Source organism: Nonomuraea sp. NPDC052116, from assembly GCF_040680035.1.
Taxonomy (GTDB): domain Bacteria; phylum Actinomycetota; class Actinomycetes; order Streptosporangiales; family Streptosporangiaceae; genus Nonomuraea; species Nonomuraea angiospora_A.
Genome location: NZ_JBFAWA010000033.1, coordinates 112,861 through 132,031, shown reverse-complemented (window position 1 = coordinate 132,031; position 19,171 = coordinate 112,861). Strand labels below are relative to the sequence as shown.

The 19,171-nt window shown below is 69.7% G+C and carries 19 protein-coding genes; 9 read left to right on the top strand and 10 right to left on the bottom strand.

Annotation, left to right across the window (positions count from 1 at the left end; genetic code table 11):
• Positions 1–601 precede the first annotated feature (601 nt).
• A complete protein-coding gene (locus tag AB0L65_RS46230; protein WP_364259970.1) occupies positions 602–1,084 on the top strand; it encodes a hypothetical protein in 483 nt (160 codons plus the stop codon).
• Positions 1,085–1,654: 570 nt separating this feature from the next.
• Here the strand turns inward: AB0L65_RS46230 and AB0L65_RS46225 are convergent.
• Positions 1,655–1,966: a hypothetical protein gene (locus AB0L65_RS46225; RefSeq protein ID WP_364259968.1), complete on the bottom strand. Its 312-nt coding sequence runs from the start codon at positions 1,964–1,966 to the stop codon at positions 1,655–1,657.
• 34 nt (positions 1,967–2,000) lie between these two features.
• Positions 2,001–2,357 carry a hypothetical protein gene (locus tag AB0L65_RS46220; protein ID WP_364259965.1) on the bottom strand — a complete coding sequence of 119 codons (357 nt, stop codon included), beginning with the start codon at positions 2,355–2,357 and terminating at the stop codon, positions 2,001–2,003.
• A 95-nt stretch (positions 2,358–2,452) separates the two neighbouring features.
• On the opposite strand from AB0L65_RS46220, the gene AB0L65_RS46215 reads away from it, so the two are divergent.
• Positions 2,453–3,700, top strand: coding sequence for an XRE family transcriptional regulator (locus AB0L65_RS46215; RefSeq protein WP_364259962.1), 1,248 nt, complete (start codon positions 2,453–2,455; stop codon positions 3,698–3,700).
• A 415-nt stretch (positions 3,701–4,115) separates the two neighbouring features.
• Here AB0L65_RS46215 and AB0L65_RS46210 read toward each other — a convergent pair whose 3' ends face one another.
• Genes AB0L65_RS46210 through AB0L65_RS46185 form a run of 6 tightly spaced genes read right to left on the bottom strand, consistent with a single transcriptional unit; the run spans position 4,116 to position 10,336 of the window.
• Positions 4,116–5,282, bottom strand: coding sequence for a lipid-transfer protein (locus AB0L65_RS46210; RefSeq protein WP_364259959.1), 1,167 nt, complete (start codon positions 5,280–5,282; stop codon positions 4,116–4,118).
• Complete coding sequence (locus AB0L65_RS46205) at positions 5,279–5,683, bottom strand: MaoC family dehydratase (RefSeq protein WP_364259956.1); 405 nt, start codon at positions 5,681–5,683, stop codon at positions 5,279–5,281. The genes AB0L65_RS46210 and AB0L65_RS46205 overlap by 4 nt, the downstream gene beginning before the upstream one ends.
• Positions 5,683–6,609, bottom strand: coding sequence for a bifunctional MaoC family dehydratase N-terminal/OB-fold nucleic acid binding domain-containing protein (locus AB0L65_RS46200; protein WP_364259953.1), 927 nt, complete (start codon positions 6,607–6,609; stop codon positions 5,683–5,685). The genes AB0L65_RS46205 and AB0L65_RS46200 overlap by 1 nt, the downstream gene beginning before the upstream one ends.
• Entirely contained in the window at positions 6,606–7,760 is a 1,155-nt protein-coding gene (locus AB0L65_RS46195; RefSeq protein ID WP_364259950.1) for an acyl-CoA dehydrogenase family protein, read from the bottom strand. Before AB0L65_RS46195 ends, AB0L65_RS46200 begins: the two co-directional genes overlap by 4 nt.
• Entirely contained in the window at positions 7,760–8,731 is a 972-nt protein-coding gene (locus AB0L65_RS46190; protein WP_364259947.1) for an acyl-CoA dehydrogenase family protein, read from the bottom strand. Before AB0L65_RS46190 ends, AB0L65_RS46195 begins: the two co-directional genes overlap by 1 nt.
• The gene (locus AB0L65_RS46185) at positions 8,732–10,336 is read right to left on the bottom strand and encodes an AMP-binding protein (protein ID WP_364259944.1); all 1,605 of its coding nucleotides are present in this window, start codon (positions 10,334–10,336) and stop codon (positions 8,732–8,734) included. It lies immediately after the preceding gene.
• A 234-nt stretch (positions 10,337–10,570) separates the two neighbouring features.
• Between AB0L65_RS46185 and AB0L65_RS46180 the strand changes: the two genes are divergently transcribed.
• On the top strand, positions 10,571–11,167 hold the full coding sequence (locus AB0L65_RS46180) for a TetR family transcriptional regulator (RefSeq protein WP_350729801.1): 597 nt from the start codon (positions 10,571–10,573) through the stop codon (positions 11,165–11,167).
• Positions 11,168–11,310: 143 nt separating this feature from the next.
• On the opposite strand, the gene AB0L65_RS46175 is transcribed toward AB0L65_RS46180, so the two are convergent.
• Entirely contained in the window at positions 11,311–12,270 is a 960-nt protein-coding gene (locus AB0L65_RS46175; protein ID WP_364259941.1) for a helix-turn-helix domain-containing protein, read from the bottom strand.
• A 78-nt stretch (positions 12,271–12,348) separates the two neighbouring features.
• Between AB0L65_RS46175 and AB0L65_RS46170 the strand changes: the two genes are divergently transcribed.
• From AB0L65_RS46170 to AB0L65_RS46150, 5 genes are all read left to right on the top strand, one after another.
• Positions 12,349–13,290 (top strand): NADP-dependent oxidoreductase, encoded by a 942-nt coding sequence (locus tag AB0L65_RS46170; protein WP_364260051.1) that lies wholly within the window; start codon positions 12,349–12,351, stop codon positions 13,288–13,290.
• A gap of 96 nt (positions 13,291–13,386) precedes the next feature.
• Complete coding sequence (locus tag AB0L65_RS46165; protein WP_364259938.1) at positions 13,387–14,376, top strand: sigma-70 family RNA polymerase sigma factor; 990 nt, start codon at positions 13,387–13,389, stop codon at positions 14,374–14,376.
• Between the two features lie 42 nt (positions 14,377–14,418).
• Positions 14,419–15,534, top strand: a complete 1,116-nt coding sequence (locus AB0L65_RS46160; RefSeq protein WP_364259935.1) for a steroid 3-ketoacyl-CoA thiolase — start codon at positions 14,419–14,421, stop codon at positions 15,532–15,534.
• Positions 15,535–15,574: 40 nt separating this feature from the next.
• Positions 15,575–16,594 (top strand): MBL fold metallo-hydrolase, encoded by a 1,020-nt coding sequence (locus AB0L65_RS46155; RefSeq protein ID WP_364259932.1) that lies wholly within the window; start codon positions 15,575–15,577, stop codon positions 16,592–16,594.
• 25 nt (positions 16,595–16,619) lie between these two features.
• The gene (locus AB0L65_RS46150; RefSeq protein ID WP_185068291.1) at positions 16,620–17,300 is read left to right on the top strand and encodes a FadR/GntR family transcriptional regulator; all 681 of its coding nucleotides are present in this window, start codon (positions 16,620–16,622) and stop codon (positions 17,298–17,300) included.
• Between the two features lie 5 nt (positions 17,301–17,305).
• Here the strand turns inward: AB0L65_RS46150 and AB0L65_RS46145 are convergent, their stop codons facing one another.
• Positions 17,306–18,028 carry an SDR family oxidoreductase gene (locus AB0L65_RS46145; protein ID WP_364259929.1) on the bottom strand — a complete coding sequence of 241 codons (723 nt, stop codon included), beginning with the start codon at positions 18,026–18,028 and terminating at the stop codon, positions 17,306–17,308.
• Between the two features lie 103 nt (positions 18,029–18,131).
• Here AB0L65_RS46145 and AB0L65_RS46140 point away from each other — a divergent pair, with 103 nt between their 5' ends.
• Complete coding sequence (locus AB0L65_RS46140; protein WP_364259926.1) at positions 18,132–18,986, top strand: helix-turn-helix transcriptional regulator; 855 nt, start codon at positions 18,132–18,134, stop codon at positions 18,984–18,986.
• Positions 18,987–19,171: the final 185 nt, after the last annotated feature.

Sequence of the window (19,171 nt, the reverse complement as noted above, 5' to 3'; positions counted from 1 at the left end):
GTCGTAAGGTAAGCAAGGCCACTAACCGGCCGTCAAGTAAGGTGAGCGCGCCCAATCCAGACGCTTGACAGGGATTCCGAAGTACGACGGGGCTCCTTCAAGCCCAGTGGGTGCGGTCACGCGTTCGCTGCGGTTGCCAACTCTGCGGGTCTGGTCAAGGCATCCGTTAAGTTCTTCTACCAGGCCCTGAAACGTCCCTAGGGGCGTGATTTAAGCTCTCCGGTTGCCATTCCGGAGCAACCCAAGGGATCTCAGAATTGATCTGAGGTGCTTCTACGGGGCAAGGTAGCCGATGGCAAACCTCCTCCATACCACCGCCTGTCTGGGTTCCCTTCCCCGGATGGACGGGGGCCTTTTGTGCCCGAACACAGGAGATCAGGGAGTGCCAGTCCAGCCTTTAATTTCTTCGATCGGTCTACGTCACGGGCGCTCATGCGAAGGGTGGTCCGCCCGGAGCCCTGATCACCGCATCGTGCCTGGTAGCCACGTGTCGGCCTCTAGCCGTCCGCGATCATTCCGCCTGACAGAGACGCTTCCGGCAGCTGGATCGTTAGACTGTTGACGTCTAGGCAAGCAGCCACTCTGGGCACGAGGGACACGCATGACGCAAGGATCTCCCAGACCACGACGGCTCACGGTTTTCGCCGAAATAGCGGCCGTGTTAGCGCTATTCATCGCAATAGTGGGTGTGGTCGTGGCCGTATTAGCGTACGAACACGACAAGGAAGTTGCCGCATCTGAGGCTGTACCCACGCCGGTAGTCACTGTCACGCAGTTCACTACCGATGAGCGAGTGAGTCCTTCACGGCACACAGACGCTCAACCTGTGCTTGAGGATTCAACCATAGTTTTGATCGCTGGCATTGTAGCCATGGGCCTCCTTTATTTTATTTGGGCTAAGTTGATTCTGCTGCCGGACTATATCCTCATATCTTTGAGCCTACTATTTGTGTTAATGGTTCCGACCGTAGCATGGTTTGTCACGGGCTCGGAGACCTGGGTTGTACTTAGCTTTTCAGCCGCCGTTGTATGCGGCATGTGGGTTTTTATTAAAGCCTTGTCGAGTGACCTAAAGATCCCCTGACTTGCGCGCACAGCGAGCGATCCCCACCGGTGGGGTCGCGGATTATTGAAATGGGGGTACCCCAGGGTTGGCCTGGTGGCTCCACTCTCGGACGACGAATGGGAGGAGATTGACGCTGCCGAGAGCGCCATGCCTGAGCGTGAGACGACTCCTCGGCCGGTGGCCGTGGCCACCGAAGGACCTTCCGTCAGTAAGGACGCCATGATGGCGTTCCTGACCATATCCGAAGGGGCGGAGCTACTTCAGGGAATCCTCAAGGGCATGCTTGCCGGTACCGCTCCCCAGAGCGCCCCTGAGAGAGCCGTCACGGTTGGGCAGGCCGGTGAGAAGGTCGTGCCCGTGGCTACCTTCCAGGCACCGATGGTGCCAGCAGCCTAGGGTCTGGCAGGACACAGGCCCCCGGCTTTCGTGCCGGGGCCCTGCTCGTCGGTACGTCACCACTGCCGGGTTGTACATGAAGTTGGAGACGTACAAATGGCGCTGTCTGGGCCTTGCGGCCTTAGGTATGTGTCTCGCGCCTCCAGGGGTCTACGTTCATCGAGGGCGGGGGCGTCTAGGACGCCGTTTCGCTTACGCCTGAGGCGTTGCGACGTCGCGGAGGAATTCCAGCCATATCACGGTCGCACGCGCGTGCGCCTTGGCGCGCGCCTGGGTTGTGGTAGTGCTGTCGTTCACGTCGAATCTTTCGCTGTCCATTGGGAGACCGTCACGCCCAGGGAGCCGATGATGCAGGGTGAGCTTGTACTTTTCGTCGACGATCGAGAACAGCAGCCGCTTGCCGACCCAACCTTTCTCGCAAGTCGTCGATCCCGGTGACGGCTTCCATTGAATCTGGGGCGCTCGGGTCTTCTGCCCTTCCTCGGGTTCAACCCGGGTGCTCATTGGATCGCCTCCTGTGCGGCCAGGCTGCCCGCGCTCACGACGTTCCCCCGGGGCCGGCGGCGGATGTCAGGTCACTGATCGTCTGGTTGGCACGTAGATCTGCACACCGGAAGGCGACGCGACGGGCGGCGCGTACGGGTTCGATGGCCGGATGCCACACGTAGACAGCGCGCTTGTGCTCGGGGTCCCAGCCGGTGCGCCACCAGAAGCGGTGGCCGTCGCACCACACCACCAGCCCCACCCAGACCGACACCAACGCGAGCCCGTAACCGTCATGTACGTCTGCGGCGATGTCCTCCTGCGCGAGAGCATCTCGCAGCAGCTCGGCGTGGAGGCGTTGCGTGGTGTCCTCCGCTGGATGGGTGTGCGTCGGAACTCGTGAAGGATTCATCACGTCAAGCAAAGCGACACCAGCCATTGCCGGGCACGATGACAATGGGAGACAACCGAGGACACGGTGTATCCGCGAATATCCGGAGGTGAGCGATGAGCACCCCAGGAACGCCGCCCCCATGGGCCGCGCGGCTCCGGGCCGAGCGCAAGGCCGAGGTCGGCACCGTCGCGGACATGGCCAGACGGCTCAAGGCGGTGGCGGACGGCCCGCTGCCCACTGTGGCGGATCTGACGCGGATGATCCGAGGGTGGGAGCGAGGAGACCACTACCCCAGCGAGCGCTACCGTCTCCTGTGCGCTCGCGCGCTGAATACGACGGAGGCCGGCCTGTTCGACCTGGATGAGCGGCCCGCTGTTCCCGTTCCCGCCTTGCCTCTGGAGAGTATCGCCCCTGACCTGGATCTCTATGAGCGCATTACCCGTACGCTCCAAGATCCTGGCCGTGTTGACCAGGGCACCGTGGACTGGCTCGCCACCTGCCTTGCCGAACATCGCAAGGTCGAGGACACCATCGGCTCGCGTCCCCTCTTGGGAATCGTCCGGCAGCAACTCGGCATCGTGGTCGAGCTGGCTCAGAGCGCGCGAGGCGGCATCGCCGACACCGTGGTGGATCTGGCCGCGCAGTACGCCCAATTCGTCGCGTGGATGTCACTCGACATCGACGACCAGGCCGCCGCACTTGCCTGGTACGACCGCGCCCACGACTGGGCGCTGGAGATCGGCGACGTCAACATGGCCACCACCACGCTCAGCATGAAAGCCCACCAAGCGTGGAGCGCCGGCAATGCTCGTAGGACCGTCCGGCTGGCCGAAGCCGCGCGCTGGCACGACGGACGGGTGACTCCCGGTGTGCGCGGCATGGCCACCCAGATGGCCGCGCGAGGGCACGCGCTGGCAGGGGAAGCACGTCCGGCCCGTACGCTCCTGGATCAGGCAGAAGCCCTCATTCGCCAAGCGGCAGAGCGGGCCGACGACGAGCCGGCGTGGATGTACTTCTACGACGAGACCTGGTTCCGCCTCCAACACGGCATGACGGAGCTGTATCTCTCGAACTGGTCCAAAGCCGCCGACTTGCTGGCAGCCGGGCTGGCGAATCTGCCTGCCTCCTACAAGCGTGACCGCGCGTGGTACGGGTCATGCCTGGCCAAGGCGCACGCGGAGGCGGGGGACGCGCGGACATCCCTCGATGTAGGGCTCCCAGTCGTGGAAGATGCCGTCAAACTGAACCGCCATGCCCACAAGGAACTCTTCAATGTGCAGGCCCTCCTCCGGCAGCGCCACTCGCCGCAGGCGGGGACTCTGGCAGAGGCGCTCACGGCCGGGCGCCAAACGGCGGGCTGAGGCGTCATCGAGTACCAGGGTCATCTCGCCGAGGCCGCCCACCGCCGCCGCCTCAGTTCCGGCACCTGGTTGCGAGTTCGGGGTGTCCCGACAGCCAACGGCATGCCCCGCGGCACGCCGGTCCGGGGTGGGCGTCAGTCGGCCCACCGCTTCGCCGGTCAACGGGTGGGGTGCATGGCGAGCGGAGCGAGCGGGGGTTTCGGGTGGGCTCCAGCAGGCCAGACCGGTAACCGGGTCACGGGTGGGCGATGGCGCCGCCAGGCGCGGGGGGTGCGCCGCAAGGCGCCTGAATAAGGAACGCCTGAGCCCCGAGCGCGAAGCGCTCCCAGCGAAGACCTTTGTGCTCGGGGCGGGGTCCAGCAGGCTGACCACCCAGTAGGGCAACGGGTGGGCGAGCCCTGGCCCACCTACACGCCTATGAGTCGGAGGAGAGGATCAGGCCGCTGGTTGGTACGCCGGTGCCGGCGGTTACCAGGACGTTTCGGACGGCTGGGAGTTGGTTGGCGGCTGTGCCTCGGATCTGGCGGACGGCTTCGGCGATGCCGTTCATGCCATGGATGTAGGCCTCCCCCAGTTGGCCCCCGTGGGGGTTCACGGGCAGGCGGCCGTCCAGTTCGATCGCGCCGTCCCGGAGGAAGTCAGGGGCCTCGCCGCGGGCGCAGAAGCCGAGCTCCTCCAGTTGGGCCAGGACGAACGGGGTGAAGTGGTCGTACAGGATTGCGGTCTGGATGTCTTTTGGCGATAACCCGGACATGTCCCAGAGCTGGCGGGCTACCACGGCGATCTCGGGGAGGCCGGTCATGTCGTCGCGGTAGTAGCTGGTCATCATCATCTGGCCCGATCCCGCGCCCTGGGCCGCGGCCGTGATCAGGGCGGGTGATCTGCGGAGGTCACGGGCGCGTTCGGCCGAGGTGACCACCAGGGCCACGCCGCCGTCGCTCTCCTGGCAGCAGTCGAGCAGGTGCAGCGGCTCGACGATCCACCTGGACGCCTGGTGCTCCTCCAGCGTGATGGGGCGCCGGTAGAACCAGGCGGCGGGGTTGGTGGCGGCGTGGCGGCGCATGGCCACCGCCACCCGGCCGAAGTCCTCCGAGGTCGCGCCGTACGTGTGCATGTACCGGCGGGCGAACATCGCCACCCAGGCCGCCGGCGTCATCAGCCCGTACGGCACGTGCCAGCTCATCTCCAGCCCCTGGGAGGTGGGCTCGCCGGTCAGGCGGCTGTTCGGCTGGCCGAAGCGGCGGCCGGAGCGCTCGTTGAAGGCGCGGTAGCAGACGACCGTCCGCGCCATCCCCGTGGCCACGGCCATGGCGGCGTGCGCCACGGTCCCGCAGGCCGCGCCGCCGCCGTACTCGACCCGCGAGAAGAACGTCAGGTCCCCGATCCCCGCCTCCCTCGCGACGGCGATCTCCTGGTTGGAGTCCTGGGTGTAGGTCACCATGCCGTCCACGTCGCCGGGTGAGAGCCCGGCGTCGTTCAACGCCGCCAGTACGGCCTCGGCCGCCAGCCGCAGCTCCGAACGCCCCGACTCCTTGCTGAACTCGGTGGCACCGATGCCCGCGACGGCAGTACGCCCGCTCAACACGGCTTTCCCTCCTCGACCAGGGCGAAGGTGACGGTCCCGGTGGCGTGGTCGCCCAGGCTCACCTTGCCGCGTACCTCGACCGTCAACCGGCCCTCCTCGCGCGACACGACCGTCCCGTTGAAGCACAGCCGGTCCCCCGCGTACGCCGGAACGCCCAGCTTGACGGCGACCCGCTCGATGACGGCCTCGGGCCCGGCCCAGTCGGTGACGTACCGCTCGACCAGGCCCATGGTGGTCAGGATGTTGAGGAAGATGTCCTTCGAACCCTGGGCGCGGGCCTTGCCGACGTCGTGGTGCACCGGCGTGAAGTCCATGGTGGCCAGCGCCGTGGAGACGACGAAGGTGGGGGTGAGGTCGATGGCCAGCTCCGGCAGCGCGGACCCGATCTCGGTACGCATCACGCGTCCTCCTTCGAAGGCGCCCACATCGGCAGGACGAGCTGGTCGTCCATCGACCGGTACGTCACGCGCAACGGCATGCCGACGGCCACCTCCTCGATCGGACAGTCCACGACGTTGCCGACGATCCGTACACCCTCGGGCAGCTCCACCACGCCGACGACGAACGGCGTCTCCCGGCCCGGCACCGGCGGGTGGTGGTGCACGACGTAGCTGTAGAGGGTTCCGTGGCCGCTCGCGACCAGGTGGGAGCTGTTGGCCGAGCGGCATTGCGGGCACAGGGGGCCGGGCGGGTGGCGGTGGTGGCCGCAGTCGGCGCAGGTCTGGATGCGCAGCTCCCCTTGCCGTACGCCTTCCCAGAAGAACGCGGTGTCCTGGTTGATCGCCGGTTGGAGCGGGTACGCCAGCCGGTCGGCGGCGGGAGCCGCCTTGGTGCGTGGGCGAAATTTCAGGACTCGGAAGAGCATTTCGGCGACCGGCTGCTCGTCCTCGCCGTACCAGGTGACCTTCCAGGTGGCGAAGAAGCCCACCCCCAGCGCCGTCCGCTTGGGCCCGGCCAGGTCCGAGAACCGGGTGGCCGGGGTGAGCCGCTCGCCGACCCGCGCGTACCGGTGGTAGGTCTGCTCGCAGTTCGTCGCCACCACGCCCGTGTAGCCGCTCGCGTCGAGCGCGGCCATCATGTCGTCCACCGCCGAACGGTCCTTCGCCGACCGGCGCACCCCCGGCATCGTCCACACCTGGGCCATCGCGGGCGGGGCGACCCCTTTCTCCAGGTACGCCGGGTTCTCGTCGCCCATGGCGTCCAGCCAGTGCCGGATCATGGGGCCGTTCACCTGGTCCTGCGCCGGGGTCCCGCGTACCTCCCCCAGCGCCGCCTGCTTGCCCGCGAGCTCGTGCAGCTCCTCATCACTCAGGGGAGGGGTCATCGCGGCGGCCTCGGCAGGTTCAGGCCGAGCATGGCGATCAGCTCCCGCTGCACCTCGTTCACCCCGCCGCCGAACGTCAGCACCACCGCCCCCTTCACCCCGTGATCGGTGCGTTCGAGCAGCTCGGCGGTCTCCGGATCCGACGGGTCCCCGTACCTGGCCAGGATGTCGCCGACGATCCTGCCGACCTCCTGCATGCGCTCGGAGCCGTAGATCTTGGTGGCCGACGCGTCGGGGGCGCCGAGCCAGCCGAGGTCCATGTTCGCGGCGACCTGCCAGTTCAGGAGCTCGTTGGTGCGGAAGAAGCCCCACACCCTGGCCAGCGCCCGCCGTACGTCCGGATTGTCCGCCACCCTCGTGCGGCGGGCCCAGGCGAGGAAGCGGTCGTAGGTCTGGCCGAGGTTCCCGGCCGGGCCGAGGGTGACGCGTTCGTGGTTGAGCTGGTTGACGATCAGGTCCCAGCCCCGGTCCACCTCGCCGACCACCATGTCCACGGGCACGCGTACGTCGCTGTAGTAGGTCGCGTTCGTGTGGTGACGGCCGTCCATGGTGACGATCGGTGTCCAGGAGAAGCCGGGATCGTCCGTGGAGGCGATCATCATGGTGATGCCCTTGTGCTTCTTGGCCTCGGGGTTCGTGCGGGCGGCCAGCCAGATGTACTGGGCGTAGTGCGCGCCGCTGGTGAAGACCTTCTGGCCGTTGACGACGTAGTGGTCGCCGTCGAGCACCGCCGTGGTGCGCAGGGAGGCCAGGTCGGTGCCGGCCTCGGGCTCGCTGTAGCCGATGGCGAAGTGGCACTCGCCGGCGAGGATGCGGGGCAGGAACAGGTCCTTCTGCTCCTGGGTGCCGTACTGCATGAGCGTGGGCCCCACGGTCTGCACCGTGATGATCGGGTACGGAACGCCCGCCCGGGCTATCTCGTTGGCGAAGATCTGCTGCTCCAGGGGGCCGTAGCCGCCTCCCCCGTACTCCTTGGGCCAGCCGAGGCCGAGCTTGCCGTCGCGGCCGAGGCGGCGGCAGTGCTCCATGTACGCCCCGCCGAACGGATCTTCGGTGATCTTCCTGCGGTCCTCGTCGGTGAGGCAGCCCTGGAAGTAATCGCGCAGCTCGTCGCGCAGGGCGCGCTGGGCTGGGGTCAGGTCGATCAGCATCAGAGGAGCGCTCCGATCAGGTCGAGCTGGGCGTCGGCGCCGCCGAGCAGGTGGGACAGGTGCTTGGCCTGCGCGAAATAGCGGTGCAGCGGGTACGTGACGTCCAGCCCGAGCCCGCCGTGCAGGTGCTGGCAGGTGTAGAGGGCCTTCCAGGCCTCGCTGACGTGGTACGCGGCCAGCGCCAGGTCCTCGTCGGCCGGCAGGTCCTCGGCCAGGCGCCAGACCGCCGACCACATGGCCACGTCCAGGGCCCGCGCGGCGATGTAGACGTCGGCGATCTGCATGGTCACGGCCTGGAACTCGGCCAGCGCCCGGCCGAACTGCTTCCTCGTCCTGATGTACTCGGTGGTCAGCTCCAGCGCGCCCGCCAGCACGCCGCTGGCCTGGGCCGCCACGGCCGCCATGAACAGCCGCCGGGCCCCGGTGACCGCGTCGGCCCCCGCGACCCGCTCGGCCGGGGTTCCGTCGAGCACGATCGTGGCGGCGGGCTCGCCGGTGGAGGTGTACTCGGGGGTCGTGGCCGGCGACTCCACCAGGAACAGGCCCTCGTCGGCTGTGACAAGCACGGTGTCGTCGGGGTACGGCACCGAGACCTTGCGCCCGGTCAGCGCCCAGCCGCCGTCCACGGCCCGGGCGGTCGTCGAAGGCGGGTCGGCCGGCGTTCTGCCGGGCTCGCGGAGCGCGAGGGTCATCCCATTCTCGCGGCGTTGCTGGTCAAGGGTGCCATAGCGGGCCAGGGTCAGCGTGCTCACCAGCGCGGGCAGTGCGGGCACCGGCGCCGCCCGCGCTCCCACCTCCCGCAGCACCACGGCCATCTCCACGGGCCCGAGCCCGGCTCCCCCGACCTCCTCCGGCACGCACACGCTCATGAGCCCGGCCTGCCGCAGCCGCTCCTCGTCCCCTTCCCTGGCGAGCACCTCGGCCGCCAGCTTCCGCAGGTCCTGCTGGGTTTCGTCCAGGTTGAAGTCCATTCACGTCTCCAAGAGGTGTTGCCTGCCGTGCCGTACGAACTCCTCCTCGATCCCCTTGACGTCCGAGTCGGTCAGCGGCCGGAGCCCGGAGCCCGACCGCACCCAGACCGGGTCTGCGGTGCGCCAGCCCTCGCGGGCGAGGACCCGCTTGATGACCTTGTGGGAGGGCGTCTGGGGCAAGTGATCAGAAAGGCGGATATATCGGGGTAAGGACTTGGTGCCCAGATCGCGGCGCGCCGCCAGGAACGCCGCGAACGCCTCCGGGTCGAAGGCCCCCTCCAGCACCAGCGCCGCCATGACCTGGTCGCCCGCCGCCGGGTCGGGCACCGGGTAGACGGCCGCCTCGACCACCCCCGCGAACTCCCTCAGCGCCGCCTCGATGGGCGCGACCGCCAGGTTCTCGCCGTCCACGCGCAGGCGTTCGGTGCCACGGCCCGCGAAGAACACGTAGCCGTCCCCGTCCGCGTACGCCAGGTCGCCCGACCAGAACGCGCCGTCCCTGATCCGCTCGGCGTCCGCCTCGGGGTCGTTGTAATAGCCGTCGAACAACCCCAGCCCGCGCACGTTGACCAGCTCGCCGACGGCCTCGTCCGGGTTGAGCAGGCGGCCGTCCTCGATGCGGCCCGGCGGGCAGGGACGGCCGGTGAAGGGGTCGAGGATCAGGATGCCGTCGGGCAGCCGTCCCAGGCATCCCGGCGGCCCGGACGGGTCGGGGGTGAGCGAGATGGCCGTCTCCGTGGAGCCGAAGGCGTCGATCACCCGGCACCCGAACCGCTCCCCGAACCTCCTCGTCGCCACCGCGCTGCCCTCGTTCCCGAACGCGATCCTGAGCGGGTTGTCGGCGTCGTCGGGGCGTTCGGGGGTGGCCAGGACGTAGGAGAGCGCTTTGCCCACGTAGTGCAGGTACGTGCCGCCGTACCGTCTGATGTCGGGCAGCAGCCCCGACGCCGAGAACCGCCGCCGCAGCGCCAGCGCCGCCCCCGACACCACGGCCGGGGCGTAGGCGGCCATCAGCGCGCCGGAGTGGAACAGCGGCATCGAGCAGTACACGACGTCGGACGGCGTGAGCAGCGCCCCCAGGCTCAACCCGGGGACGGCCATCTTGCGCTGCGTGATCCGCACGGCGCGCGGGCGGCCGGAGGTGCCCGAGGTGAAGATCAGCATCACGAGATCCTCGGGCGCGGCATCCTCGCCGAACGCGGCGTCCGGGGGAGACGACGAGGCGTCCGGCAGCGGCAGCGCCTCCACTCCCAGCGCCTCGGACAGCGGCCCGGCCAGCCCCGCGTACGGGGTGTCCGCCAGGATCAGGTCCACGTCCGTGGCGCGGGCGTCGCGGATCAGCTCGTCGACCGAGCGCGTCGGGTTCAGTGCAACGACCACGTGTCCGGACAGCGCCGCCCCGCCCACGAGGAACACCAGCCCTGGAACGTTCTCGCTGAGCACCCCCACGTGCAAGCCCGCGCCGCGCCCGGACAGCCAGGCCCCGGCGGCGCGGCAGGCCGCCACGTGCTCGCGCCATGACCACGTCGTGTCCTCGAACATCAGCCCAGGTCGATCGTCATCGGCCCGTGCACGGAGCAGGGCCGCCAACGTGTTCGCCGCCATCCGGAGTCTCCACCAAGCGCTCGGTCAGCCGAATCGCAAACTAGAACAGATTCTAATATCTGTCCAGTGCCCACCTATCCTGATAAGTCGCGACATACGGCTGTAACGCCACAGACATGGGGCTATAGGGCTTCTTTGTGACCCGCGAGTAACAAGCCACGTCATCGAGAAATCAGATAACGTGTTCTTATGCGTACCACGCACGCCGCGCCCTCCAGCGACACCGAGGGGACCATGGAGAGCCACCCCACGCCGGGCACGCACAGCGTCCGTACGCGTAGCCAGCACCAACGCCGCAAGCGCATCGTCCAGGCCGCCGCCGCGCTGGCCTCGCGCGGCGGGGTCGAAGCCATGCAGATGCGCACGGTGGCCGAGCGCGCGGGCGTGGCGCTTGGCACGCTCTATCGCTACTTCCCGTCGAAGATGGACCTGGTGGTGGCGGTGGTGGGCGAGGAGATCGACCTCCTCGAGAGCAGCATCGAGCGGCGTCCGCCCGGGGCCACCACGCCGTCGAGCCGCGCGGTGGACGTGCTGATGCGGGCGACGCGGGGGCTGATGCGCGAGCCGGAGCTGGCCGACGCGCTCATCCGCTCGTTGATCATGGCTGAGGTGCAGACGCCGTTCGGGGAGCGCATCACGGGGCTGCTGCTGCGGGTCTCGGCCGACGGCCTGACCCTCGAGGACGCCACCGAGGAGCAGGCCGACCTCGCGGGGTCGCTGGCCAGCGTGTGGGTGCAGGAGCTCCTCGAGATGCTCCGCGGCCGCCGCACCTACGACCAGATCCAGCGCCGCATCGAAACCGCCGCCGCCAGACTTCTCGCCGACATTTAAGCCATAGGTTACGGCTGCGCACGGGCGGGCCACCCGCCGCACTTCGGCTCAGGGCCCTCCAGGAAACGGCCGCTGACCCTTCAGTGGCGCGCCGCCGTTACGGCGCGCACAGTAGGCCGCCTAAGTGGTGTCCGGTGGGCCGATCACCTCATGTGGAACGTGCGCCGATACGCGTGCGGCGAGACCCCCACCGCCGCCTGCAGGTGCTGCCTGAACGAGGCCGCCGTCCCGAAGCCGGCACGGTCCGCGACGCGGTCCACCGGCAGGTCGGTGCTCTCCAGCAGTTGCCTGGCCAGCGCGATCCGCTGCTGCGTCAGCCACTGCCCCGGGCTCAGCCCCACCTCCTGCCGGAAATGCCGGGTGAACGTGCGCCTGCTCATCCCCGCGTGATCGGCCAGGTCGTCCAGCCGGAGCGGCGTGCCCAGCCGGGCCATGGCCCAGGCCCGGGTGGGGGCGGTGCCGACGCTGGACGGCTCGGGCACCGGGTGCTCGACGTACTGCGCCTGGCCGCCGTCCCGCCACGGCGGCACCACGCAGGCCCTGGCCACCTGGTTGGCGACCCGGCTGCCGTGGTCGCGGCGGACGAGGTGGAGGCAGAGGTCCACCCCGGCCGCGGCCCCGGCCGAGGTGAGCACGTCGCCGTCGTCCACGAACAGCACGTCCGCGTCCACCCGCACCTTCGGGAACGCGGCGGCGAACCGCCCGGCGTCCCGCCAGTGCGTGGTGGCCGGACGGCCGTCGAGCAGCCCGGCCGCCGCCAGCACGTACGTGCCGATGCAGATGGAGATGATCCGGGTTCCGGGGCGGATCCGGCCCAGCGCCGCGGCCAGCCCGGCGGGCAGCGAGTCCGCGTCCGTGAGCCCGGCGAACCACTCCGCGGCCGGCACCACCACCGTGTCCGCGCTCGCCAGCACGCTCGCGTCGTGCTCGACGGCGTTGGAGTAGTCGGCGGCCGTGGCCACGGGGCGGCCGTCGACCGTGCAGGTGACCACGTCGTACAGCGGCTCGCCGCCGGGCCCCTGCGCTGCGCGGAAGATCCTGGACGGCACGCTCAGCTCGAACGGGATGACCCCGTCCACGGCGAGGACGGCAACGCGATGCATGGCCCGATTTTTACACATCATGACCTTTGGGCCACTCGCGGGCCCAGTCCCCGAACCAGCAGGCTGGTTCCCATGAAGATGAAAGCGATCAGCCAGGACGTCCTGGGCGGCCCTGAGGTTCTGAAGACGGTTGAGGTCGAGCGGCCGGTCCCCGGCCCGACCGAGGTGCTGGTGCGGGTGGAGGCGGCCGGGCTGAACCCGACCGACTGGAAGACCCGCGCGGGCGGCGGCTTCCTGCGGGACAAGCTGCCGTTCGTGCTCGGTTACGACGTCTCGGGCGTGGTCGAGGAGCCGGGCGTCGGGCAGGCGCTCTACAAGCCGGGCGACGAGGTGTTCGGCATGCTCAAGTACCCGGACGCGCACGGCGCCTTCGCCGAGTACGTCACCGCGCCGTCCCGCCACTTCGTGCGCAAGCCCGCCGCCGTCGACCACGTCCAGGCGGCCGGGATCCCGCTCGCGGGGCTGACCGCGTACCAGGCGCTCGTGGACGTCGCCGGGCTGAGGGGCGGCCAGCGCGTGCTCGTTCACGCCGCCGCGGGCGGGGTGGGGCACCTGGCGGTGCAGATCGCCAAGGCGCGCGGCGCGTACGTGATCGGGACGGCCAGCGCCGCCAAGCACGAGTTCCTGCGCGGTCTGGGCGCCGACGAGCTGGTCGACTACCGGGACGAGGACTTCGCCGAGGTCGTGCGGGACGTGGACGTGGTGCTGGAGACCATCGGCGGCGACTACGGGCCGCGTTCGCTGCGCACCCTGCGCAAGGGCGGCACGATCGTCTCGCTGGTGCTCGGCAATCTCGACCCGGACCTGCACCGGCAGGCTGCCGAGCTGGGCATCCGCTCGGAGGCCATGCTGGTGGAGCCCGACCACGCCGCGATGCGCGCACTCGCGGCCCTGGTCGAGGCGGGCAGGCTGCGCGCGGAGATCGCCGCCGCCCTGCCGCTGGCGGAGGCCGCCAAGGCGCACGAGCTCGGCGAGACGAACCGGGTCACCGGCAAGATCGTCCTCACCGTCTCCCACTGACCTGATTCATGGTCATTTCTTTGGGTCCGTAAAAGGTTCCCCTTAATCGCCATCAGAACTCGCCGATATGTCAGTGGCAACGTCTATACAGGGGGTATGACCGACAAGCCGACGAACGAGGAGTTCCTCCAACAGGCTGACCCGATGCGGCGCGAGCTGCTGGCGCACTGCTACCGGATGATGGGCTCGGTGCACGACGCCGAGGACCTCGTCCAGGAGACGTATCTGCGCGCGTGGCGGGCCTATGAGGGCTTCGAGGGGCGCTCCTCGTTGCGCACGTGGCTCTATCGCATCGCCACCAGCGCCTGCCTGACCGCGCTCGACAGCCGGAGCAGGCGGCCGCTGCCCACCGGTCTCGGTGCCCCCAGCACCGAGCCGACCGCTCCCCTGGTGTCGGACCACGAGGTGCCGTGGCTGGAGCCCGTGCCCGACGCCCTGACAGGCGTCGGCGGCGACGATCCCGCCACGATCGTGGCCGGCCGCGAGAGCATCAGGCTCGCCCTGATCGCCGCGCTGCAGCACCTGCCGCCGCGGCAGCGGGCCGTGCTGGTGCTGCGTGACGTGCTCAGGTGGAAGGCCGCCGAGGTGGCCGAGGCGCTGGAGACGTCCACCGCGGCCGTCAACAGCATCCTCCAGCGGGCCCGCGCCCAGCTCAACGAGGTGCAGCCGAGCCTCGACGACCCGGTCGAGCCGCTGTCGGCCGAGCAGCGGGCCCAGCTCGACCGCTATGTCGCGGCGTTCGAGAACTATGACGTCGACAGCCTGGTGCACCTGTTCACCAAGGACGCGGTCTGGGAGATGCCGCCGTTCGTCGGCTGGTACCAGGGGCCCGAGGCGATCATGGAGCTCACCAGGACGCAGTGCCCGGCCGAGCGCCCCGGCGACCTCAAGCTGGTCCCGATCGCCGCCAACGGGCAGCCGGCGTTCGCGGTGTACTACCGCGAGAACGGCGTCTACGGGCAGTTCGCGATCATGGTGGTGACGTTCGCCGGGGAGCAGATCCGGCACGTCGGCATGTTCTTCGAGGAGAGCCTGTTCGAGACGTTCGGGCTGCCGTCGACGCTGGAGGGTTCCACGACAAAGTAGAACGCGTTACAGTCTCGCCAGAGCATCGTTCTGGAGGCGACTGTGGGCACACCTGTGATCGTCGAGGCCGTACGCACTCCCATCGGCAAGCGAGCCGGCTGGCTGGCCGGGTACAAACCGCAACAGGTTCTGGCTACCGCGCTGAACGGCCTCGTCGAGCGGTCGGGGCTCGACCCGGCGGCCGTCGAGCAGGTGTTCGCCGGGTGCGTGACCCAGGCGGGCGAGCAGGGCGGGCACGTCGGGCGCTACTCGTGGCTCTATGCCGGGCTGCCGTACCGGACCGGGGTGACGACGGTGGACGCGCAGTGCGGGTCGTCGCAGCAGGCGGTGCACCTCGCGGCGGCCCTGGTGCGCGCGGGCGTGATCGAGGCCGGCATCGGGTGCGGCGTCGAGGTGATGAGCCGGGCGCCGCTCGGCAGCAACGTGCGGCCCGCCACGGCCAAGCCGGACGACTGGAGCATCGACCTGCCCGACCAGTTCACCGCGGCCGAGCGGATCGCGCGGCGGCGCGGGCTGACGCGGGAGCGGCTCGACTGGCTCGGGGCGCGCTCCCAGCGGCTGGCGGCCAAGGCGTGGGCCGACGGGCGGTTCGAGCGCGAGATCGTGCCGGTCGGGGACGTACGCAGGGACCAGGGCTTACGCGAGACCACGGTCGAGACCCTGGCCAACCTCAAGCCCGTCGCCGAGGGCGCCCTTCACACCGCGGGCACCTCGTCGCAGATCTCCGACGGCGCCGCGGCGGTGCTGGTGATGAGCGAGGAGGCGGCCGCCAGGCACGGGCTGCGGCCCAGGGCGCGGATCCTGGCGCAGGCGCTCGTCGGCGCGGAGCCGTACTATCACCTGGACGGGCCCGTGGAGGCGACGGCCAAGGTGCTGGCGGCGGCCGGGATGACGATCGGCGACATCGACAGGTTCGAGGTGAATGAGGCGTTCGCATCGGTGGTGCTGTCGTGGGCGGGCGTGCACGAGCCCGACTTCGACCGCGTCAACGTCAACGGCGGCGCGATCGCGCTCGGCCATCCGGTCGGCGCCACCGGCGCGCGGCTGATCACCACGGCGCTGCACGAGCTGGAGCGGTCGGACTCGGCGACCGCGCTGGTCACGATGTGCGCCGGCGGGGCGCTGGCCACGGCGACCATTCTCGAGCGGGCCGGCTGAGGGCTCGGCCGGTGACACTCATTACCCGATCGGGGGGCGCATGAAGAGCAGACGCAGGCCGTACGCGGAGCAGCGGCCACAGGATGTCGGCGGCGGGGTGTGGAGCGTGCCGGTGCCGATCCCGGGCAACCCGCTCGGCTACACGCTCGTCTACGCCCTCGAGTCCCCCAAGGGACCGGTGCTGGTCGACGCCGGGTGGAACCATCCGGACGCCTGGGACGCGCTCAGCGGCGGCCTCGCCGCGGTCGGGATCGACGTGAGCTCGGTGAGCGGGGTGGTCGTCACCCATTTCCATCCCGACCACGCCGGGCTCGCGGGTCAGGTCAAGGACGTGTCCGGCGCGTGGATCGCGATGCACGAGGACGACGCGGCGCTGGTCAGACTCATGCACGACTACGCGGCCGAGGAGCACGAGAGCTTCCAGTCCGACATGCTCCGGCGGGCCGGGGCCGATCCGGGCGAGGCGCGGCAGGCGGTGAGCCGCCCGACCCCGCCGGCGCTGCCCGACCGCCGGTTACGTGACGGGGACCTGGTGGACCTGCCCGGCCGCAAACTCCGGGCCGTCCACACGCCCGGCCACACCCCGGGGCACATCTGCCTGCATCTGGAGGACGCCGACCGGCTGTTCACCGGCGACCACGTCCTCCCCGATATCACCCCCCACGTCGGGATTTATCCGTATGACCGGGACGATGTCGATCCATTGGGCGATTTCCTGGACTCCTTGGACCGGGTCGCCGACCTGGGGCCCCTGGACGCGTTGCCCGCACACGAATGGATATTTCCTGATGTGGCCGCGCGAGCCGCCCAGATCCGCCACCATCACGATGAGAAGCTCGTACGGCTGCGCGCCCTCCTGGCCCAGCGGCCGGAACCGCTGACCATCTGGGAGGTCGCCGCGATGATGACGTGGAACAGGCCCTGGGACGACCTGTCCCCCATGCTGAAAGGCATGGCGGCCGGGGAGGCCGCGGCGCATCTGCGCGCTCTGGAGGCCAGGGGCGAAGTTCGCCGGGTCCCCGGTGTCGATCCTGTCCGCTTCCAGGCTCTAGACTCCTAGACATCCGATGTCTAGGGAGAGAAGCGTGGCGGTCACCGACGCGGCCATCGACAAGATCAAACAGATGATCCTCTCGGGCGAGCTGGCCCCCGGCGACCGGCTGCCCAAGGAGGCCGACCTCGCCGAGCGGCTCGGCCTGTCGCGCAACTCGTTGCGCGAGGCCGTGCGCGCCCTGTCCCTGATCAACGTGCTCGACGTACGTCAGGGCGACGGCACGTACGTGACCAGCCTGGAGCCTCGGCTGCTGCTGGACACCATGTCATTCGTGCTCGACCTGCACCGCGACGACACGGTGATCCAGTTCTTCGAGGTCAGGCGCATCCTGGAGCCGGCCGCGACGGCGATGGCGACCGAGCTGATGACCGACGCCGACGTCGAGGAACTCCGCGTGATCCTGGAGTCCCTGCCCGCGGAGCCGACGGTCGAGGAACTGGTGGCCAACGACCTCCAGTTCCACCAGCGGATCGCGCGGGGTTCCGGGAACAGCGTGCTCTGCTCGTTCATCGAGAGCCTGTCAGGTCCGACCACTCGGGCCAGGATCTGGCGCGGGCTCACCCAGGAGGGGGCGATGCAGAAGACGCGGGAGCAGCACACCGCGATCTACGAGGCCATCGCCGCCCGCCAGGCCGACGTGGCCCGGTCCTGGGCGACCGTGCACGTGGCGGGCGTGGAGTCGTGGCTGCGCAAGGCCCTCGATCTCGACTGACCCCGCTACCAGGGGTTGGTGCCGCCCTGCTCGCTGAGGAAGACGCCCGTCGGGACGTCGGGCAGGGTGGCCTGGCGGGCCACGTGCTCGCCGCCCTCGTCGGCGGTCAGCGTCCCGATGAAGCCGTTGAGGTCGGTGGCGCAGAAGCCGGGCGCGACCGCGTAGACCTTGATCGGCGTGTCGCGCAGCTCCTCGGCGTAGATCAGGGTGACGGCGTTCAGTGCTGCCTTGGAGGAGTTGTAGCCGAGCAGGGTCGCGTACTGGCGCCACTCGGACTCCTCGTCGGCCAGGAACGCGAACGTGCCCAGGCCGCTGGAGACGTTCACCACGCGGCCGGCCTCCGACCTGCGTAGGAGCGGGAGCATGGCGTTGGTCACGGCGACGACGCCGATCACGTTCGTCTCGTAGACCTCGCGCAGGGCGGCGACCGGGAGCCGGCTCGGCGTGCGCTCGTGGTCGCGGCTGATCGCGGCGTTGTTGATGAGCAGGTCCAGGTGGCCGAACTCGCGCTCGACGCGAGCGGCGGCCGCCTCCACGGTGTCCGGGTCGGTGACGTCCAGGCGTACGAACCGGGCGTCGAGCCCCTCCCCCGCCAGCTCCTCGGCGGCCTTCCTGCCGCGCTCGGGGTCGCGTGCCCCAACTAGGACGACATATCCGGACTTGGCCAGTACGCGGGCGGTGGCGTACCCGATGCCCTTGTTGGCACCGGTGATGAGTGCGATGTTCATGCCCTCAAGGCTGAGCGGGGCCGCATACGAACGGGAGAGAACCGCTGAGGCCCGGATCGACGATCCCTGGTTACGGCGTCGCGGACCAGGCATCCTGAAAGTCATGGACCGGATCAACAGGGCCGGCCTGGCGGGCTTCCTGCGCAGCCGCCGCGAACTGGTGCGGCCGTCCGACGTGGGCCTGGAAGGCGGCAAGCGCCGCCGCACACCCGGGCTGCGGCGCGAGGAGGTCGCCCGGCTGGCCGGGATGTCCGTCGACTACTACGCCCGCCTGGAACAGGCCCGCGGACCTCGCCCGTCGCGCCAGATGCTCGGCGCGATCGCCAGGGCGCTGCGGCTGACGGACGACGAGCGTTCCCACCTGTACTACCTCGCCGGCGAGCCGCCCGGACCGCCTTCCGGCCCGGCACAGGACGTCAGGCCCGGCGTCCTGCACCTGCTCGACCGGCTGGACGACACCCCGGCGCTCGTGTCGGACGCCAAGTACGACGTGCTGGCCTGGAACCCCCTCGCCGCCGCGCTCCTCACGGACTTCTCCGTGCTCCCGCCCGGCGAACGCAATCTCATCTGGCGCTACTTCACCGACCCTCGGGCCCGGGACCGCCACGACCCCGAAGGCGCGTGGCGGTTCGCCCGGGAGTCGGTGGCCGACCTGCGCGCCGCCGCCGCCCGCTACCCGGACGACCCCGGCATCCGCCGGCTCATCGACCGACTGCTGGCCGGCAGCGCCGAGTTCGCGGAGCTGTGGGCCGGGCACGACGTCACGGTCCGCAGGTCCGCGCGCAAGCGGATCAACCATCCGGCGGTGGGGTGGCTGGAGCTCGACTGCGAGACGCTGCACGTGCCCGAGGGCGACCAGTGGATCGTCCTCTACACCGCGGCGCCGGGATCGCCGTCGTACGAGGCGCTGCGCCTCCTCAAGGTCATCGGCACTCAGAACCTCCAACACTCCCCCTGAACCCACCCCCACACGCACACAGCACCACAGAGCCCAGCGCAACGGCCCGCACCACAACGGAGCCCGGCACGACACAACCGCCCGGCAACCCCAGCCCGACGCAACCCCCGCACGGCCACCCGGCTACCCCATCCGACACAACCCGCACGGCACGCCACAGCCCAGTCCGGCGGCCCGGTACAGCA

What these genes read in the sequence shown, in the direction of transcription:
- AB0L65_RS46230 (WP_364259970.1), top strand. Translation starts at nt 602, where the DNA reads ATGACGCAAGGATCTCCCAGACCACGACGGCTCACGGTTTTCGCCGAA.
- AB0L65_RS46225 (WP_364259968.1), bottom strand. Translation starts at nt 1,966, where the DNA reads ATGAGCACCCGGGTTGAACCCGAGGAAGGGCAGAAGACCCGAGCGCCC.
- AB0L65_RS46220 (WP_364259965.1), bottom strand. Translation starts at nt 2,357, where the DNA reads ATGAATCCTTCACGAGTTCCGACGCACACCCATCCAGCGGAGGACACC.
- AB0L65_RS46215 (WP_364259962.1), top strand. Translation starts at nt 2,453, where the DNA reads ATGAGCACCCCAGGAACGCCGCCCCCATGGGCCGCGCGGCTCCGGGCC.
- AB0L65_RS46205 (WP_364259956.1), bottom strand. Translation starts at nt 5,683, where the DNA reads ATGCGTACCGAGATCGGGTCCGCGCTGCCGGAGCTGGCCATCGACCTC.
- AB0L65_RS46200 (WP_364259953.1), bottom strand. Translation starts at nt 6,609, where the DNA reads ATGACCCCTCCCCTGAGTGATGAGGAGCTGCACGAGCTCGCGGGCAAG.
- AB0L65_RS46195 (WP_364259950.1), bottom strand. Translation starts at nt 7,760, where the DNA reads ATGCTGATCGACCTGACCCCAGCCCAGCGCGCCCTGCGCGACGAGCTG.
- AB0L65_RS46190 (WP_364259947.1), bottom strand. Translation starts at nt 8,731, where the DNA reads ATGGACTTCAACCTGGACGAAACCCAGCAGGACCTGCGGAAGCTGGCG.
- AB0L65_RS46185 (WP_364259944.1), bottom strand. Translation starts at nt 10,336, where the DNA reads ATGGCGGCGAACACGTTGGCGGCCCTGCTCCGTGCACGGGCCGATGAC.
- AB0L65_RS46180 (WP_350729801.1), top strand. Translation starts at nt 10,571, where the DNA reads ATGGAGAGCCACCCCACGCCGGGCACGCACAGCGTCCGTACGCGTAGC.
- AB0L65_RS46175 (WP_364259941.1), bottom strand. Translation starts at nt 12,270, where the DNA reads ATGCATCGCGTTGCCGTCCTCGCCGTGGACGGGGTCATCCCGTTCGAG.
- AB0L65_RS46170 (WP_364260051.1), top strand. Translation starts at nt 12,349, where the DNA reads ATGAAAGCGATCAGCCAGGACGTCCTGGGCGGCCCTGAGGTTCTGAAG.
- AB0L65_RS46165 (WP_364259938.1), top strand. Translation starts at nt 13,387, where the DNA reads ATGACCGACAAGCCGACGAACGAGGAGTTCCTCCAACAGGCTGACCCG.
- AB0L65_RS46155 (WP_364259932.1), top strand. Translation starts at nt 15,575, where the DNA reads ATGAAGAGCAGACGCAGGCCGTACGCGGAGCAGCGGCCACAGGATGTC.
- AB0L65_RS46145 (WP_364259929.1), bottom strand. Translation starts at nt 18,028, where the DNA reads ATGAACATCGCACTCATCACCGGTGCCAACAAGGGCATCGGGTACGCC.
- AB0L65_RS46140 (WP_364259926.1), top strand. Translation starts at nt 18,132, where the DNA reads ATGGACCGGATCAACAGGGCCGGCCTGGCGGGCTTCCTGCGCAGCCGC.